At 60.7% G+C, this 16,140-nt stretch carries 15 protein-coding genes, 1 tRNA gene and 1 other RNA gene; 5 read left to right on the forward strand and 12 right to left on the reverse strand.

Annotated elements, in window-relative coordinates; all coding sequences use genetic code 11:
- Window positions 1-39: 39 nt before the first annotated feature.
- From CGERO_RS10065 to CGERO_RS10075, 3 genes are read left to right on the forward strand one after another with little or no spacing between them, the layout of a single operon-like run.
- Entirely contained in the window at window positions 40-1,308 is a 1,269-nt protein-coding gene (locus CGERO_RS10065; RefSeq protein ID WP_245998829.1) for a DNA polymerase III subunit epsilon, read from the forward strand.
- A gap of 11 nt (window positions 1,309-1,319) precedes the next feature.
- Complete coding sequence (locus CGERO_RS10070; RefSeq protein ID WP_123935584.1) at window positions 1,320-2,594, forward strand: Mur ligase family protein; 1,275 nt, start codon at window positions 1,320-1,322, stop codon at window positions 2,592-2,594.
- Window positions 2,595-3,332: a type 1 glutamine amidotransferase gene (locus tag CGERO_RS10075; RefSeq protein ID WP_123935586.1), complete on the forward strand. Its 738-nt coding sequence runs from the start codon at window positions 2,595-2,597 to the stop codon at window positions 3,330-3,332.
- Here the strand turns inward: CGERO_RS10075 and CGERO_RS10080 are convergent.
- The 8 genes from CGERO_RS10080 to ffs form a co-directional block, all read right to left on the reverse strand.
- Complete coding sequence (locus CGERO_RS10080; RefSeq protein ID WP_164470305.1) at window positions 3,309-4,277, reverse strand: ATP-binding protein; 969 nt, start codon at window positions 4,275-4,277, stop codon at window positions 3,309-3,311. The genes CGERO_RS10075 and CGERO_RS10080 overlap by 24 nt on opposite strands.
- An 85-nt stretch (window positions 4,278-4,362) precedes the next feature.
- Window positions 4,363-4,815: an AlbA family DNA-binding domain-containing protein gene (locus CGERO_RS10085; protein WP_123935590.1), complete on the reverse strand. Its 453-nt coding sequence runs from the start codon at window positions 4,813-4,815 to the stop codon at window positions 4,363-4,365.
- Window positions 4,816-4,936: 121 nt separating this feature from the next.
- Window positions 4,937-5,593: a recombination mediator RecR gene (recR, locus tag CGERO_RS10090; RefSeq protein ID WP_123935592.1), complete on the reverse strand. Its 657-nt coding sequence runs from the start codon at window positions 5,591-5,593 to the stop codon at window positions 4,937-4,939.
- Between the two features lie 66 nt (window positions 5,594-5,659).
- The gene (locus tag CGERO_RS10095; RefSeq protein WP_123935594.1) at window positions 5,660-5,980 is read right to left on the reverse strand and encodes a YbaB/EbfC family nucleoid-associated protein; all 321 of its coding nucleotides are present in this window, start codon (window positions 5,978-5,980) and stop codon (window positions 5,660-5,662) included.
- A 52-nt stretch (window positions 5,981-6,032) separates the two neighbouring features.
- Window positions 6,033-8,117, reverse strand: coding sequence for a DNA polymerase III subunit gamma and tau (locus tag CGERO_RS10100; protein WP_123935596.1), 2,085 nt, complete (start codon window positions 8,115-8,117; stop codon window positions 6,033-6,035).
- A 57-nt stretch (window positions 8,118-8,174) separates the two neighbouring features.
- On the reverse strand, window positions 8,175-8,726 hold the full coding sequence (locus tag CGERO_RS10105; RefSeq protein WP_123935598.1) for a suppressor of fused domain protein: 552 nt from the start codon (window positions 8,724-8,726) through the stop codon (window positions 8,175-8,177).
- A 36-nt stretch (window positions 8,727-8,762) separates the two neighbouring features.
- Complete coding sequence (locus CGERO_RS10110; RefSeq protein ID WP_123935600.1) at window positions 8,763-10,022, reverse strand: aspartate aminotransferase type Ic; 1,260 nt, start codon at window positions 10,020-10,022, stop codon at window positions 8,763-8,765.
- 58 nt (window positions 10,023-10,080) lie between these two features.
- Window positions 10,081-10,177: signal recognition particle sRNA small type (ffs, locus tag CGERO_RS10115), an RNA gene on the reverse strand.
- A gap of 164 nt (window positions 10,178-10,341) precedes the next feature.
- Here ffs and CGERO_RS10120 point away from each other — a divergent pair.
- Window positions 10,342-10,430: transfer RNA gene (locus tag CGERO_RS10120), tRNA-Ser, on the forward strand.
- Between the two features lie 628 nt (window positions 10,431-11,058).
- On the opposite strand, the gene CGERO_RS10125 is transcribed toward CGERO_RS10120, so the two are convergent.
- From CGERO_RS10125 to CGERO_RS10135, 3 genes are read right to left on the reverse strand one after another with little or no spacing between them, the layout of a single operon-like run.
- Entirely contained in the window at window positions 11,059-11,874 is an 816-nt protein-coding gene (locus CGERO_RS10125) for an SPFH domain-containing protein (protein WP_123935602.1), read from the reverse strand.
- Window positions 11,871-12,512, reverse strand: coding sequence for a hypothetical protein (locus CGERO_RS10130; protein WP_123935604.1), 642 nt, complete (start codon window positions 12,510-12,512; stop codon window positions 11,871-11,873). The genes CGERO_RS10125 and CGERO_RS10130 overlap by 4 nt, the downstream gene beginning before the upstream one ends.
- Window positions 12,509-14,926: a nitric-oxide reductase large subunit gene (locus CGERO_RS10135; protein ID WP_123935606.1), complete on the reverse strand. Its 2,418-nt coding sequence runs from the start codon at window positions 14,924-14,926 to the stop codon at window positions 12,509-12,511. Before CGERO_RS10135 ends, CGERO_RS10130 begins: the two co-directional genes overlap by 4 nt.
- A gap of 121 nt (window positions 14,927-15,047) precedes the next feature.
- Here CGERO_RS10135 and CGERO_RS10140 point away from each other — a divergent pair, with 121 nt between their 5' ends.
- Window positions 15,048-15,236 carry a hypothetical protein gene (locus CGERO_RS10140; RefSeq protein ID WP_123935608.1) on the forward strand — a complete coding sequence of 63 codons (189 nt, stop codon included), beginning with the start codon at window positions 15,048-15,050 and terminating at the stop codon, window positions 15,234-15,236.
- On the opposite strand, the gene gluQRS is transcribed toward CGERO_RS10140, so the two are convergent.
- Window positions 15,218-16,111 (reverse strand): tRNA glutamyl-Q(34) synthetase GluQRS, encoded by an 894-nt coding sequence (gene gluQRS, locus CGERO_RS10145; RefSeq protein ID WP_123935610.1) that lies wholly within the window; start codon window positions 16,109-16,111, stop codon window positions 15,218-15,220. The genes CGERO_RS10140 and gluQRS overlap by 19 nt on opposite strands.
- Between the last annotated feature and the right edge of the window lie 29 nt (window positions 16,112-16,140).

Consider the following 16,140-nt stretch of genomic DNA (forward strand, 5'->3'; position numbering starts at 1 on the left):
ATGTAAAGTCCGAAACTCCCCTCCTTATAGACTGGGTTCATGAGTGATGGGCAACGCAGTGAACAGCAGGCGCAGCAGCTAAGTCAGCGTCGCCGACGCGGAAGACGCTTTCGTAGCAACCAAGCTCAACCCACAACCGCTAGGCGGGATCGCGCCACCTCCAGACGCAATGCTGGAGAAAAGCCTCAAAGACCAGTTCAGAACGGCAAAAACGATACGCCCCCTTCCCACAATCAGAATCAAGTTGCGCAGACTTCTCAGCAAGAGCCACACAACCAACGCAATAAGCGATCGAAACCGAAGCTGAATACAGCCGCTATCGAACACGCCCCTTATGTGGCTCTTTCGATTCAGTCCTCGGGCATTCATCCCTCTACCTCCAAGCTGGTCAGCATCGACGCGGTGACGTTTACTAAGGACGGTGAGCAGGTGGAGCAGTTTCATGTGGTGCTCAATTCTGGTTCGGATGCGGGTCCCTATCATCTGCATGGGTTAAGGGAGGACGAGATTGCTCAGGGGAAACGTTTTGGTGAGGTGCTCAAGCGCGTTGACAAGCTGATTGACGGGCGCGTCCTTCTGGTACATAACGCGCCGCGTGTGTGGGGATTTATTGTGTCGGAGGCCAGGCGGGCGATGGCGGAGGCAGCTAGGGCGAATCGGCAGCGTGGTAGGCAAAAGCGCAGGCAGCGGGTTGGGCATGTGCCGCAGCCGAAGGAGATTGTGGATACGTTGGCGTCGGCGCGCAGGCAAGGGCTGCAATTTGCGGACACGCGCGTGCTGAACGTGGCGCGGGAACTGGGGCTTGAGGCGCCGGACGCGAAGGCAAACATGGCGCGCACCAAACTCAGTGAGGCGGAGACCAGCCGCGAGCAAACGCTCATGATTGCCCGGATGTTCTTTGTGCAGCGCGCGTGGCAGATTCTGGCGGTGCACAACCCGGAGGACCTGCGCGCGGACAAGTTCGGGCTGCAACGCTCCGACCTGCGCATTGATGCCACCCATATGCCGCGAGAGTTTGAAAATCCGGGCGTGTACACCCCCGAGCGTGGCTTGGTGCAGGGGATGGAAGTGGTGGTGGCGCCCGAAATTGCCATGGACCCGGACCGCATCATCGAAGCTGCCGTGCGCGAGAACCTGGCTTATAACGAGAAGCTGACGCGCCAGACTTCGGTGGTGGTGTGCAATAAGCGGGAAGACCTGGTGGGCAAAGCGATGCACGGCGACCGCAAGGGCATTCCGCTGCTCAGCGACGAGGAGTTTCTGCGGGCGTGCGAGCAGGTGGCGCCGGGCAAGCGTTTGAAAGACTAGAATTGCTCGGCATGACGTTACCTTCTGTGTCATTTGGCCGGATTCGCAGTGCTGTGGCCGTGGCTGCGGCAAAGCTCGCTACTCAGGCTTCGCGCGCCACGGGTCGCGGTTCTGGTGGCATGATTGGCGGGTTGATTGCGGAGAAGATCGACCCGAACATCATGGTTTCCCTCGGCGGCGAGCGGCCGGTTGCGCTGGTCACGGGCACGAATGGCAAGTCCACAACCACTCGCATGTTGGCTTCGGCGCTGCGCACTGAGCACACGGTGGCCACGAATGAGGGTGGCGACAATATGGACGCCGGTATCATTTCCGCGCTCATGGCCGGCCGCGATGCTTCCCATGTGGTGCTTGAGGTGGATGAGTTGCATGTGCCGAAGGTGGCGGAGCGCCTGAATCCGCAGTGCTTGGTGTTGCTGAATCTTTCGCGCGATCAGTTGGATCGTGTGGGAGAGATCAACAAGATTGAGCGCGCCCTGCGCGAATGCGTGAACGCTCATCCTGATATGACGGTGATTGCTAATTGCGATGATGTGCTGATCACCTCCGTCGCCTACGACGCCCCGAACGTGGTGTGGGTTTCTGCGGGCGCGGGATGGCTCGGCGATGCTGTTTCCTGCCCGCGCACTGGCGGCCACATTGTTCATGATGGTTCGGATTGGTATGCGGTAAAGAAGCTTGTCGACGGCCGCACGTTCCGACGCCCCACGCCCACGTGGGAGATCACGCCCCAGGGAATCCGCCGCGCCGACGCCGAGCCCGTGGCGCTGAACTTGGCGCTGCCGGGCAATGCCAACCGCGGCAATGCCACCCAGGCTGTAGCTGCGGCGGTGGAGCGTTTCTCGGTGCCGCTGGATAAGGCTGTGGCGGCGGTGGAAACTGTCGATGACGTGGCTGGACGCTACTCCACTATCACCTTGGGTGAGCACGAGATTCACCTGCTGTTGGCGAAGAATCCCGCTGGTTGGCAGGAGGCGTTGTCGATGGTGGATCGCAGCGCCGATGGCTTGGTGATCGCCGTGAATGGCCAGGTGGCTGATGGTGAGGATTTGTCCTGGCTGTGGGACGTCAAATTTGAGGAGCTCGAAACCCTCGCCGTGAAGGCTTCCGGTGAACGTGGCACCGACCTCGCCGTGCGCCTCACCTACGCATCAGTGCAGCATGAGCTGGTCAAAGATCCTGTGGAGGCCATCGAGGCGTGCCCGCCCGGCCGGGTGGAAGTGCTGGCCAATTACACCGCGTTTAGGGATCTTAAGCGCGCTCTCGAAGCCAAGAAGGAGGCTTAAATGCTCACCATCGGACTCATCCTGCCCGACGTCCTTGGCACCTACGGCGATGACGGCAATGCTCTCGTGCTTCGCCAACGCGCTCGCATGCGCGGCATCGACACCGAAATCAAGCCGATCAAACTTGGCGAGGCCGTCCCCGAATCCCTCGACGTCTACTGCGTCGGCGGCGGCGAGGACACGGCACAGGTGCTTGCCTCCGAGCATCTCCGCAAAGACGGCGGCCTGATCCGCGCCGCGAACGCTGGCCGCCCCATCCTGGGCATTTGCGCTGGCCTGCAAGTTTTGGGCACCAGCTTCCGCGCCTCGGAGGGCATCGTTGAGGGCGTTGGGCTTATCGACGCCACCACCGTCTCCCTGGAAAAGCGCGCCATTGGTGAGGTGCAGTCCTCCCCCACCGGTGCCGGGATCACCGCAGCACTGGATCAGCCACTGACCGGCTTTGAGAACCACATGGGCGCCACCATCCTCGGCCCCGACGCCTCCCCGCTGGGGCGCGTCACCCGGGGCGTGGGCAACACCGACGCCCTCGGCGCCTCCGAGTCCCCCGAGCAAGTAGGGGTTGAGGGCGTGGTGCAGGGCAATGTGATCTGTACGTACATGCACGGTCCGGCACTTGCCCGCAACCCACAGCTCGCAGACCTTCTACTCGCCCAAGCGATGGGCACCACCCTGGCAGAGCTGGAACCGCTGGACATTGAGGTTGTGGCGCAGCTACGCAAAGAGCGCACGCGCTAGGCAGGATCTGGCCGGTGTGCCGAAGCTAGGCGGTACCGCTGCTTTTTGCTGATCGGTGCTGAGCCCGGTTTCATTTTGAAGCTGTTGCTTCGTCAATGAACGATCGGCTCTAGCCAGGGCACCAAGGATGCCCTGCTGCTTTTCTTGCATCGAAATGTGCTTCTTCTCGCCAGAACTTGTGGCTTTACGCAACGGCTCACCTCCCGCCATCTTGTAGTAGTACTCCACCGCGCGGCCAGTGCCTTTAAGCTCTGCCAGGCCAAATTGCACCAATTCTTGTAGTTCGCTGCGCACCTGCGTTGAGTCCATAGGGAACATTCCGGGGTAGGTGGCGTTGGTCATCGGCTTGCCTGATTTCATTGTGACCAGCGCATGCTTCTGTGCTGCGGTGAGGGTGGCGGCGCCCGGAATCTCGTTGAGCCACTGCAATTGCTCGGCGCTCAGGATCGACAAGGGCGTAAGGATTGCCTGGAACTGCACCACTTTGTCCCGGAGGTAGGGTTCTGGCAGGAATGCCTCGGCGAGCGCTTGCCGGGCTGCTGGAATACCAGTGCATGCGCCTCGATCAAGCGATGACCAATAAGCCGAGCACATGTCTAAGAGCACTGGGTTGCGCACATATCCCGTCTTGCCTAGCTGGCGCTCCGTGATGCCCCAAAGTCCACCGGGATTGCTCAAAATAAGCTTCGATGGTGCCTTCACAACCTGTGTGAATGCACCAAAGCTGGCGTTTGAAAGATCACGGTGCACAATGGCGTTGGCAATCAACTCGCGGATGGCAACCGCAGGCAGTTCCGGCAGATCGGGGGCGGGGCCGTGAAATTTACACGAATCAATAAGGCGCACCTCAGACGCATTTCCTGGACCAGGCTGTACATGAGCTTTGATGGTGAGGTGCGCACGCCCAGGGTATAGACAGCGGCGACGGTGGTGCACCATCTTCATTCGCCACCACATTCGTCGGCAACAATTGCTCGTCACGGCTCGATCTGCGCAGCGTCGGAGAGCTCGACCATTGTGCATCGAGGTACTATTCCAGCAACTCCAGATCGCGCACAACGTCTGCCTCCAAGACGGGATCACGATCGTAACGAGGTTGTTTGCCAGCGCCCACAAGGTGAAGCGACTCCAGGGCAGAAAGCCGGTAGTCGCCATCGGCTGAGCGTGTGTAGGCGCGACCACGATCGCCCACCTTGAAAGGCTTGAAATCGCTCGGCTGTGGCGGAATTACGCAGGTAATAACAGTTTCGCCTTCGATCTGGTGAGCTTCAACTGCGCCGAGCTGCATTGGAGGGCGAATTTTGTTGCGCGCCTTACTGCCTAAAGCATCCACAGCGGCCTTCGCGTCCCACACACCACGGAGATCGAATGCACCGCCATTTTCAGCGACACCGAGGATGATCATGCCGCCTTCAGAAGTACTGGCGAAGGCGGCTAGCGTCTCGTCGATCGTGTCCGGCATCCCCCGGGATGCGTCCTTCACTTCGATTCTTTAGGAGTCATTGCCGAACTCGCGAAGCAACCAGGTAATCCCCAAAACTTCAGCATCATTCATGATCCGAGAGGATCAATGATGATTCAGGATTCAACAATGATGAGTTTTCTTAAAGGGTGAGTCGGCCACTGAGCGCGCGGGAAAGCGTGAGCTCGTCTACGAATTCCAAGTCGCCGCCCAGCGGCATGCCGGATGCGAGCCGTGAGATGGTGAGGTCCGGGAAGTCGCGCAGCAGACGCGCCAAGTAGGAGGCGGTGGCCTCCCCTTCGGTATTGGGGTCGGTGGCGATGATCACTTCGGTGATGCGCGGTGGGGCGTCGAAAAGCGGGTGTTCGGGGGTGGAATCGGCGAGCTCGCGGTCCTGGACCACTTCGCCGATGCGCTGCAGGAGCTGGGTGATGTTGAGCTCGCGGGGGCCGACGTTGGCGAGGGGGTCCAGCGCGCCGCCGAGGACGTGGTAGCGGCCGTTGAATTCGCCGGTGCGTTCGATCACCTGGATGTCTTTGGGTTCCTCGACCACGCAAATCAGGCCGCGGTCGCGGGAGGAATCGGCACAGATGCGGCAGACTTCCGCGCGGGAGATGTTGCAGCAGATACGGCAGAAGCTCACGCCATCGCGGACCGCACCGAGGGCGTCTTGGAGGCGTTGAATGTCGGTGGGTTCGACGTGGAGGAGGTGGAAGGCGATGCGCTGCGCGGACTTCGGGCCAACGCCGGGCAGGCGCGAAAATTCGTCGATGAGATCCTGCAGCGGGCCTTCAAACACGGCGCGGTCCTTTCTTTGCGGGCATAAAGAAAACGGCCAGCGACGTGCCGGCCGTCAAAGTGAAACTTAGAACATACCAGGCATGGTGTCGAACATCTGCTGCACCGGGCCCATTTTCTGCTCGGCGAGTTCGCCAAGCTTGGTGTGCGCATCTGCGAATGCACCCATGATGAGGTCCTGCAAGGTGTCAACGTCTTCAGGATCCACGATCTTGTGATCAATGTGGATGCTGCGCATCACGCCGTTGCCGCCGAGGTCGATGCTGACCAGGCCATTGCCTGCGGTACCGGTGACGGTGGACTCCAGAATCTCCTGTTCAGCGGCCTTCAGTTGCGCCTGCATCTGCGCTGCTTGCTGCATCAATTCGTTCATATCTGGCTGAGTCATATTCTTTGCCTTTCCTCAAATTTTCGCTCGCGACAAGTGTACTCGACCAAGCCTAAAGCGGCTTGGCACCAAGCTCCTGGCCCAACAAATCCATTGCGACGGTGAGCGCGTCGCGGTGATCGGCGCTCTTGGCCCCATCGCGTACCTCGCGCAGCATTTCTTCTTCTTCCTGCTCGCGGGTTTGCTGTGGCTCGGGGATTGGTTCTGGCGTAGGCACAAGGTCGGGGGCGTGCTTAGGTTCGGGCATGCCCTCGTCGGGGCCGTAGCCGTAGAAATCGTCGGGCTCCGGGGGCAGGGGGCTACCGTCGGAGAAGGTGGCAGGCGCAGATGAAGGTTCAGCTACTGGCGCCCGTTGGGGCTCTGGTGCAGGCTCCGGTTCTGGCTCGGGATCGGCGTTGCGGCCAATCTGCACCGGCTCGCCCCAGCCATCCTCTGACTCGGGCTCGGGCTCGGGCTCAGATTCCCGGTCGGGCTCACTGAACCCCGCGTCTTTTGGGCGCTGCCCCACCACACATTCCACTGCAACTTCGCGCCCGGTGATTTCCCGAATGGCCTCTACCAGCACAGTGTTATTGGAGGGATCATTCAGCCGTCCCGCCAGCGCCCCGGTGTTGTGGCCAATGATCAGCGTACCGTCGCGCTCGCCCAGCACTCGCGCCTCGGTGAGCATGATGCCCGCCACTGCTTTCTTCTTGTGCACGAGCTTGCGAATCTCAGCCCAATGCTCTTTCGCCAGCTTATCGACGCTCCCCTGCGCCTCATCCACCGGCGCCTTCTCGGGTGACTGCGGCTCGGGCTCGGAGGTTTCTGGCTCCGGCACTGCGACTGGCTCCGGTTCGGGCTCGGGTTCTGGTTCCGGTTTTGGTTCTGGTTTCGGCGCGGGCCGCACGGCTGCTGCTTCAGCCTGTTCGCGTTGCTTACGCTCGCGTTCTTCGCGTGCGCGACGCAGCGCGTCGCGGTCGTACTTGCTGGGCGCACTCTTAGGTCCCGCTTCAGCAGACTCAGCAGCGGCGGACTGCGCAGAGGCGGCCACGGCGGGTGCGCTGCCGCCGATGAGCATCTTGGCGCAAAGAATTTCTAGTAGGAGCCGTGGCGAGGTGGCGCCGCGCAGGTCAGTGATGCCGTCATTTACCATCGCCGCATACCCGGCGATACCGCCCTCGGGGAAGGCGGCGGCCTGCTCTTTCAGCGTGTCGTGGCGGTCTGCTGGCGCGTCCACCAGACCGGATTCGAGGGCCTCGGGCACTGCTTGGAGCACCATGAGGTCACGGAGACGGTCCAGAAGATCGGCGGCGAAGCGCCTGGGGTCAATGCCCGCCTCAATGACCTCGTCTACTACGGCAAACAGACCGGCCTTGTTGGTGTCGGCGAGGGCTTCCACGGCGGCGTCGATAAGCGAGTCATCGGTGACACCCAAGAGCATGCGGGCCGTTTCGTAAGTGAGGCCATCGGGGCCGGAACCCGCCAAGAGCTGGTCTAGCACGGAGAGCGTGTCGCGCGGAGAACCGCCACCAGCGCGGAGAACCAGGGGATAGACGGCGTCGTCTATGTGAGCATGCTCGGCGGCAGCGGTGCGCTCGATCAGCCCACGCATGGCTTGGGGCGTGAGCAGACGGAAAGGATAGTGGTGCGTGCGCGAACGGATCGTGCCAATCACCTTCTCCGGCTCCGTAGTGGCGAAGATGAAGATGAGGTGCGCCGGGGGCTCCTCAACTATCTTGAGCAGCGCATTCGCACCCGAGGTGGTGATCATGTGCGCCTCGTCGATGATGAAGATGCGATAGCGCGACTCGGCGGGGGCATACATAGCGCGGTCGCGCAACTCACGCATATCCTCCACGCCGTTGTTACTCGCTGCGTCCAGCTCAGTGACGTCCAAAGTGCCAGGCCCATTGGGAGCCAGCGCCACGCAGGAAGAGCACTTGCCGCAGGGAGCGGAAGTAGGGCCTTCAGCGCAGTTGAGGGAGCGGGCGAGGATGCGCGCAGAGGAAGTCTTGCCGCAACCACGCGGGCCAGAGAAAAGATAGGCGTGATTAATGTTGCCACTATCCAGCGCGCGCGAAAGCGGGACGGTTACCTGCTCCTGGCCCACAACTTCCGCGAAGGAGCCGGGGCGATACTTCCTATACAAAGCCACGTCTTAGAGCCTACCTACCCACCCCCGAATTGCTTCCAGCGCGCAAGAAAAACGCAGCTAGCGCCGCCAATCTAGGAGATCCACGCCTTGCTCACCTAACGCCTGCTGTAGCGCAGGCACCCCGTAGGTGGTGGCGTACTCGTATTCCTCGTCGGTGAGCAACACCAATTGCAGCATCACCACCAGGCGCCCGCCCTCGCTGAAGCGGGGCACCTGCTCGCCCCACACATAGGGCACCACGAACACGCCGTGGCGCACGCTGCAGCCATCAAGCTCCAGGTTCGGCACCATCGTGCCAGGCTGTGCAGGTACCACGCCTGGCAAATCGCGGTTGAAAGACTCCAGCTTGGTGCACACCTGCTGCAAGGCGCTTTGCGCCAGCGTAGAGCTCACGCGCCCCACGGTGAAGATTTCACTGCGCACGTCGGCGCCCTCGTCCTGGGAGTGCAGGCCAGTGTCCACCTCGTTGAAGTTCAAGGTGGTGGCAAGCAACTCTTCGCCCAGGTCGGAAACAGCCACGCGCACACCACAACCGGCCTCAGCAGGGACTTCAGCCAGCGTGCCGGGGAAAACGCCCTGCTGCCACAGCAGAGATGCCTCTAGGTCCATGTGGTGATGCTCCTCGTGGGGACGTCGAAAAGCTTTTTATGCCTCAAGGGCTGCCAACAGCACGCAAGTAGCGAACCCGTGCATCGCAACCTCCAGCTCAGACACCGGGGGCAACGAAGGGGCGAGGCGAATGTTCTCATTCTTCGGATCCTGCTTCAGGGGGAAAGAAGAACCCGCACCCGTGAGCGCGATACCAGCCTGCTTCGCCAACTCCACCACACGAGAAGCCGTACCCGGCGACACATTCACGCTGATGAAATAGCCGCCCTTGGGCTGCGTCCACTCCGCAGCACCGAAGGGAGCCAGGCGCTCATTCAGGATCTCCAGGACACGATTGAACTTCGGGGCGAGGTTATCCGCATGCTTGCGCATCTGCTCATACACACCCTCCGGGCCGCCGAAGAACTGGGCGTGGGCGAGCTGGCTCACCTTATTCGGCCCAATGCCGCGAATGTTCGCGTGCTCCGCATACCAATCCAGGTTCTGCTTCGAGGAGGCGAAGAACGCAACGCCCGCGCCAGCCAAGGTGATCTTGGAGGTGGAACTCATGAACCAGAAGCGGTTCGGGTGGCCGGCCTCCGCGCCCATGCTCAGCACATCGTGAACTACCGGGAAAGAATCGGTGAGCGTGTGCACCGCGTAAGCATTGTCCCAAATGATGCGGAAATCGGGCGCGGCCGTCTCCATGGAAGCGAGCTCACGGCAGACTTCCTCCGAGAACGTAATGCCCGTGGGATTGCCGAACACAGGCACCGTCCACATGCCCTTGACCTGCGGGTCCTTCACCAGCTCACGAACCACGTTCATGTCCGGGCCCTGATCCGTCAGCGGAACATTGATCATCTCAAAGCCGAAGTGCTCCGTGATGGAGAAGTGGCGATCATAGCCAGGCACCGGGCACAGCCACTTCACCTTCTCCTCCTGCGACCAGGGACGCTCGGAGTCATTGTTGCCCCAGATATAGGACCAGGAGATCAGGTCGAACATAATGTTCAGGCTGGAGGCGTCACCCGCCACAATGTTCCCCGCCGGGATGCCCAGCACCTGCGCCCAAATGTTGCGGATCTCCTCGATCCCCACCAGGCCGCCATAGTTGCGGGTATCTACACCGGATTCAGTGCGGTAGTTCTGCCCCGGCAGGCTCAGCAGATCATTGGAAAAATCGAGCTGTTCAGAGGAGGGCTTGCCGCGCGTGAGATCCAGGTTCAGATTGCGAGCCTTCAGATCCTCATACTGTTGACGAATCTCATCCGCATGTTCCTGCAGCTTCTGGGTATTCAACGCATCGATGCTCATGTGCAGCCCTTTCCTCTTCGTGTGCACTGGGCTTTAGTGTAACGGCTCCCCCGGCCATTAAAAAGGGACTCCGCACACCCGCCAGAGCCCACTGACCCTTGCTGCATTCCTGCCCTGGGGGAGTTCATGGGATAAACGCCATGCGAAGTCCTGCCCAAGACAATAGCGCAGCCCCGCCCCATTTTCCATTTCTCCTCCGCCCCCTTCGCTTTTCGACGCCACCGCCCCCAACCACCAGCCATTTTGCGTAGGAGCTTTCCGTGAGTACACTGTTGTCGGTACGCACTTCGCGCGCTTATGCGCAAGAAGTGCTGACGCTGGAGGATTCGACTAGCGGCCTATGTCACACGCCTGGAACGCGTGCGGGTTTCACGACCCTCGTGGGTTCAAATCCCACATCCTCCGCCAACGAAACACCCCGAGCCTCGGCTCGGGGTGTTTCTGCGTTTTAGGTGTGAGGTGGGGGCGCAAGTGTTGGCACGATGTGGCGCGTGCACTTTCCCATGACAATCAACGCCCAATCCCCGATTCTCGCCGCGAATGACACTGGAAAGTGCACGCTCCGTGCCCCGGCCACCCCAGTTCCAGCAACCTGTGTGCACTTTCCCATGGCAATTAACACCAAATCCCCGATTCTCGCGGCGAATGACATGGGAAACGACCCATCCCAACACCGGGAACCCAGCCCAATCCTGAGCCAGCGTGCACTTTCCCATGGCAATCAGCTCACAAACCAGAATTCCTAGCCCGAATGACATGGGAAACGGAACACCCCAGCCACAAACCACACCCAATCCCCAACCAAAACCGAGCCCGTGCACTTTCCCATGACAATCCGACAACACCCCACGTCACCGACTCCCGAATGCCATGGGAAACGGCACCAACTCGAAACGTGCGACATGGCAAGCGTAAAGACGGAACAACCATTCGCCTGCATCTCCGCGGGTGCCTTGAACCCCTGGTACCCCCGTAAAGAAGCGAGGTTTTGAGAGCGTGCAAAAAGGACCGGCACACGGCCGGCCCTTTTCTCTACTTACTCAGCATCTGGTTGCTTCCCGGTGATCTTGGGCAGCGGAATGCCCATTTGCGTGGCTTTGTCCATGAAGCCTTGCATGATGTCGATGGGTAGCGGGAACACGATGGTCGAGTTTTGGTCTGCGCCCAATTCGAGCACCGTCTGCAGGTAGCGCAGTTGCAGTGCTGCGGGCGCTTTTTGCAGCTCTTCGGCTGCTTGGCGCAGTTCCACGGAGGATTGCAGTTCGCCGTGTGCGGAGATCACTTTGGCGCGGCGTTCGCGTTCGGCTTCGGCTTCGCGGGCCAGGGCGCGCTGCATGGCCTCCGGGATTTCCACGTCCTTGATTTCCACAATGCGTGTTTCCACACCCCAGCGGGTCGTTTGCCCGTTGATGATTTTGCGCAGATCTTCGTTGAGCTCTTCGCGGTGTGCGAGTAGATCGTCAAGGTCGGCGCGGCCCAGCAGGGAACGCAGTGTGGTTTGGGCAATCTGAGAGGTGGCTACTGCGTAGTTTTCTACCTCTAGCACTGCCTTCAGCGAGTCGAGTACTTCGAACATCACCACAGCGTTAACGCGCACGGAGACGTTGTCCTTGGTGATGATTTCCTGCGGCGGAATGGTCAGCGTGACCACGCGCTGATCCACACGTTCCAACTTGTCTACGCCGGGGATGAGGAAGTGCAGCCCGGGTTCCATGAGTGGTTTGACGTGGCCGAAGCGGAAGGCGACGCCACGTTCGTATTGCTTGATCACTTTGACTGAGTACGAGATCAGCACCACGAGGATGGCGATCACAATGCCGATCATGATCGGCCAGAATACGAGTGCGCTCATGGGCGTTTCCTTTCTTCGGCGAGTTTGCGCGCATCGGAGCCGTAGCGCCTTGCGTAGCGGTCCACGGCCGCTTCGATTTCCGCCTGGCGGTCATCAAGGTGCGGCACGTGCACGGCGGTGGGGAAATTGGAGGGCGTGTTCCACAGGTGTTTGGCCAGCGGAATCGTCCCGCCCGCCATAATCACCAACACCGCCCCAATCAGCAGCAAGTCCGCCAGCGAGTGGTATTGGATCAGTGATACGAGCGGCAGAATGAGCCCCATGAGTGCCACCCCCAGGGCGATGCCGCGGTGGAATCGCCCTGAGTCGGAGTGTGGCCATGGGTCGAGTTGCCGGGTCACTTCACGCCCATGGGCGCTGGCGGTGCAGGTCTGTTTTACGGGGCAGTTGTTGCACACGGTGGGGTGCGCGCGGTAGCGCATCACGCGGTTTTCGGGGTCAAAGCTCGAGGGCCACAGCCAGTGGTCTTCGGGGCATTGCCATGCGTCGTGCTTTTCCACGTAGCGGAAAGTTCCGGTTCGCATGTCCGAGGTCCGGTTGGAGGTGTGTTGCGCCATGCGGTCGAAGCCCCACGCCACTCCTAGTAGGAAGATGGCGTAGGCTGCGGCCAGCCACGTGAACAGGTCCGGCGAGCTCACTTTTCGACGCCCCCACGTCGCTCATCTTGAATGCGGTTGTCCACGCGGGCGTGCCCACCAGAGACGAGTCCTACCGGCGAGCCGGCGGGGATGTCGGTCCCGGAGGCGTCGTCAAGCTCAATGACGGAGTACAGAGCGTTGTCGGGTTGCGTATCTACGGTGGGGATGTCCTTGTTGTGGAGCAGACCTTTGAATGCCATCCAGAGCATAGGGAAGATGCCCGCTAGGAAGAGGACGTCGCCGGGAAGGCGCAACCATTCCAGGATCGCGTTGCCAGGCTGGGTGATGTAGCCGAGCGACCGCGCTTCCACATAGCCTTCGCCAACCGAGTGATAGAGCTGGACGATGCCCAGCGGCAGCAGGGAGATCACGACCATCCACAGCAGGCCAATGTTGAGCAGCCAGAAGCTCCAGCCCATGAGCTTGTCATTCCAGTGCTTCTTGGGCAGCAGGTAGCGTAGAGCAAAAACGCCCAGGCCAATGGCCATGAAGCCGTACACGCCCATCATGGCGCCGTGTGCATGGTTGGCGGTCAGCGCGGTGCCGATCTGGTAGTAGGACACGATGGGCAGGTTCACCAGGAAGCCGAAGATGCCGGCACCCAGGAAATTCCAGAAACCCACCGAAACGAGGAAGAGCACAGCCCAGCGGTGTGGGAAGGGACGATCGCCGGAGGCACGCTGGCGCGAACCGAGCTGCAGGAAGGTCCACGCTTCGACGGTGAGCAGAGTCAGCGGCACCACCTCGGCAGCGGAGAAGAATGCGCCCAGCGCCATGTGCTCCACTGGGGTCCCGGAGAAGTAGAGGTGGTGCATGGTGCCGATCACGCCACCGACGGAGTAGAGGATGATGTCCAGGTAGATGATGCCAAGGGCGATGCGCTCTCGGATCACGCCGAGCAGCACGAACACGTAGGCAACCATGATGGTGGTGAACAGCTCCAGGAAGTCCTCCACCCACAAGTGCACCACCCAGAAGCGCCAGAATTCGGCGACGGAGATGTGGGTGTCAGATCCGGCGAGCATGCCCACGGCGTAGAAGCCAGGGATGGTGAGGCCTGAGAAGAAGAATAGCCATGGCATGTTGGACTTGTGCTCACCCTTGAGGCGGCCGTGCAGGGAGCGGAAGATCATCGCGATCCAGATGAACATGCCTGCGGTGAGCAGGATCTGGAAGAAGCGCGGCAGGTCCAGGTATTCCCACTGCTGCGAAAACAGCGAGCCCTCGGGCACCTTGCCGAAGGCGGAGAGCCACTCGAAGGCCATGGAACCGAAGACCACGAAGGCGATGGCTCCCAGCAGGATCCATGCCAAAACGCCCTGCTTCTTGGGTTCCTTTTTGGCAATGAACGGCGCGAGGAACAGGCCCGCTGCGAGTAAGCCGCCGGCGGTCCACAGCAGGGAGAGCTGCAGGTGCCAGGTGCGCGCCACGTTATAGGGCAGGAGTTCTTGGAGCGGCAGGCCGAAGAAGCCGGTGATTTCTGCGCGGTAGTGCTGGACTGCTGCGCCCAGGAAGGATTGGATGAGGAAGAGCAGCACGATCACGAAGAAGAACCAGGCCACAACCTTTTGTGATTTGGTCAGGCCAACTTCGCCGGGCTGCTTGAAGTCCAGATTGAGTTGTTCTTCAGAGTGCCAACCGATCTGCTTGGACCAACGGCCGTAGATGGCGAAGATGAGGCCGGTGCCGCCGATCAGGGCGATTAGGGAGAGTACGGACCACACCACGATGTCGGCGGTGGGGCCGTTTTCTACGCGCGGTTCGGCGGGCCAGTTGTTGGTGTAGGAGTAGTCCAGGCCGGGGCGTTCAGCGGCGGAGGCCCAGGCAGTCCAACCGAAGAAGGCGGTGAGGTCCCGGATGTCCTCTTTGCTGGTGATGAAGTCTGTGGGCAGTCCGTGTTCGAAAGAGTCTTTGCCAAAGTAGTCGGCGTAGTACTGCTGGGCTTGTTCGTATGCCTGGATCTGGTGATCAGTCCATTGCAGCACGCCGGTGTCTTCGTTGTAGCGGTTGGTGCGGAACTCTTCTACGACCGCGTCGTGCGCGTCGGTGCCTTTGGGAAGATCCTGTTGGGCGAAGTCTTCGCCGGCCAGGTCCGTTGCCATCCGCAGGTATTCGGCGGTGTAGTCGGCACCGAGGTAGGCGCCATGTCCGAGCACGGATCCGTATTGTTGCAGGCCGCGGGCTTGGAAGATTTCCTGACCGTGGGTGATTTGCTCTTCAGTGATGATCGTGTCGCCGGTCTTTTCGGCAACGATCTTCTTTGGCAGGGGCATCGAGGCGTCGTAGGTGCGATACGCCAGGAAGCCCATGACAAAGAATCCAAACAGCATCACGAGTGCAACGCCTTGCACCCATGCTTTGCTCATGCTCAGGACCGGCTTTGAGCGGTCTTGAACGTCGGGGTTCGCCTTCATGCGGGTTCTTTCTGCTGAGGGGAATGGGTCAGCCCTTATTATTTACGAGTTGCCCCGTTTTAATTAGTCCCACACGGAATTTACCCGAAAAAGGGGTGAACAATTCGTGTAGTTTGAAGGCATGCGTGAAACCTTCCAGCAAAACAAAGCGATCCTCAGCTTCGCATCACTATTCAGCGGCTCAGTGGCCACCATGCTGCTCATGGATCACTCCAGCAACATCGCCGCCATCGTCGCGGCGTTCATTGCGCTCACTGCCCTCAGCTTCCTCGCCATCACCCTGGTGTGGCGCTACGCCTCCCAAAAATAAGGCTCGCGCGGCAACCTCCCCGGCTCAAACTTCGCCAGCAGCTCCCCCATCGTCGTGCCCTCCAAGCTTATCGACGCCCCCAGCGCCCCTACCACGTCCGCCACCGAGGAACCATCAGCGAGCATTTCCCGCAGCGTGACCGCCCCATCGCGTTTGGCTAGCCGCTTCCCTTCTTGATTGAGCACGAGTGGCACATGTACGTATTCGGGCACCTGGATGCCGAGCAGCTTGGCTAGATGTGCTTGGCGCGCGGAGGAAGAGAGGAGGTCGTCGCCACGCACTACCTGGTCAATGCCCTGCTCTCCATCGTCCACCACCACGGCCAGGTTGTAGGCCCAGTCGGGTTGTTGGCCGCCGCGTCGCAAGATCATGTCATCTACCTCCCCCGACTGTGCGCCGAGGTAGTAGTCGTGGAAATCTTCGGAGGCGGTGGTGGCACGCAGACGTATCGCAGGCACGCGCCCCTGCGCCGCAAGTTCCTCGCGCTTGGTGGCGCGCTGCGCCTCACTCAAGTCTCGGCACGTGCCCGGGTAGTGGCCAGGGATCGCGTGCGGGGCGGAGGCTGCATGTTGGATATCTTTGCGCGAACAGTAGCACTCGTAAGTATCCAGCTTTTCCAGCGCCGCCTCGTAGAGGTGGAAACGCTCGTGCTGGAAGGTGAGCGTGTCCCAATCCAAGCCGATGAGTGCGAGGTCTTCCAATTGCCGCTGGGCTGAGCCTTCCGAGGAACGCTGCGTATCGATGTCCTCAACTCGCATGTGGAAAGCGCGCCCCGTGCGCCGCGCAAATAGCCACGCCAACATGGCGGTACGAAGGTTGCCAAAGTGCAAGTCTCCGCTTGGTGAGGGCGCAAATCTTCCCGCTGCGTTCGTCATGCGTCCAGGCTATGTGAGAGCATCATGTT

Origin of the sequence: Corynebacterium gerontici, from assembly GCF_003813985.1 — a bacterium.
In the GTDB taxonomy this organism is placed as follows: domain Bacteria; phylum Actinomycetota; class Actinomycetes; order Mycobacteriales; family Mycobacteriaceae; genus Corynebacterium; species Corynebacterium gerontici.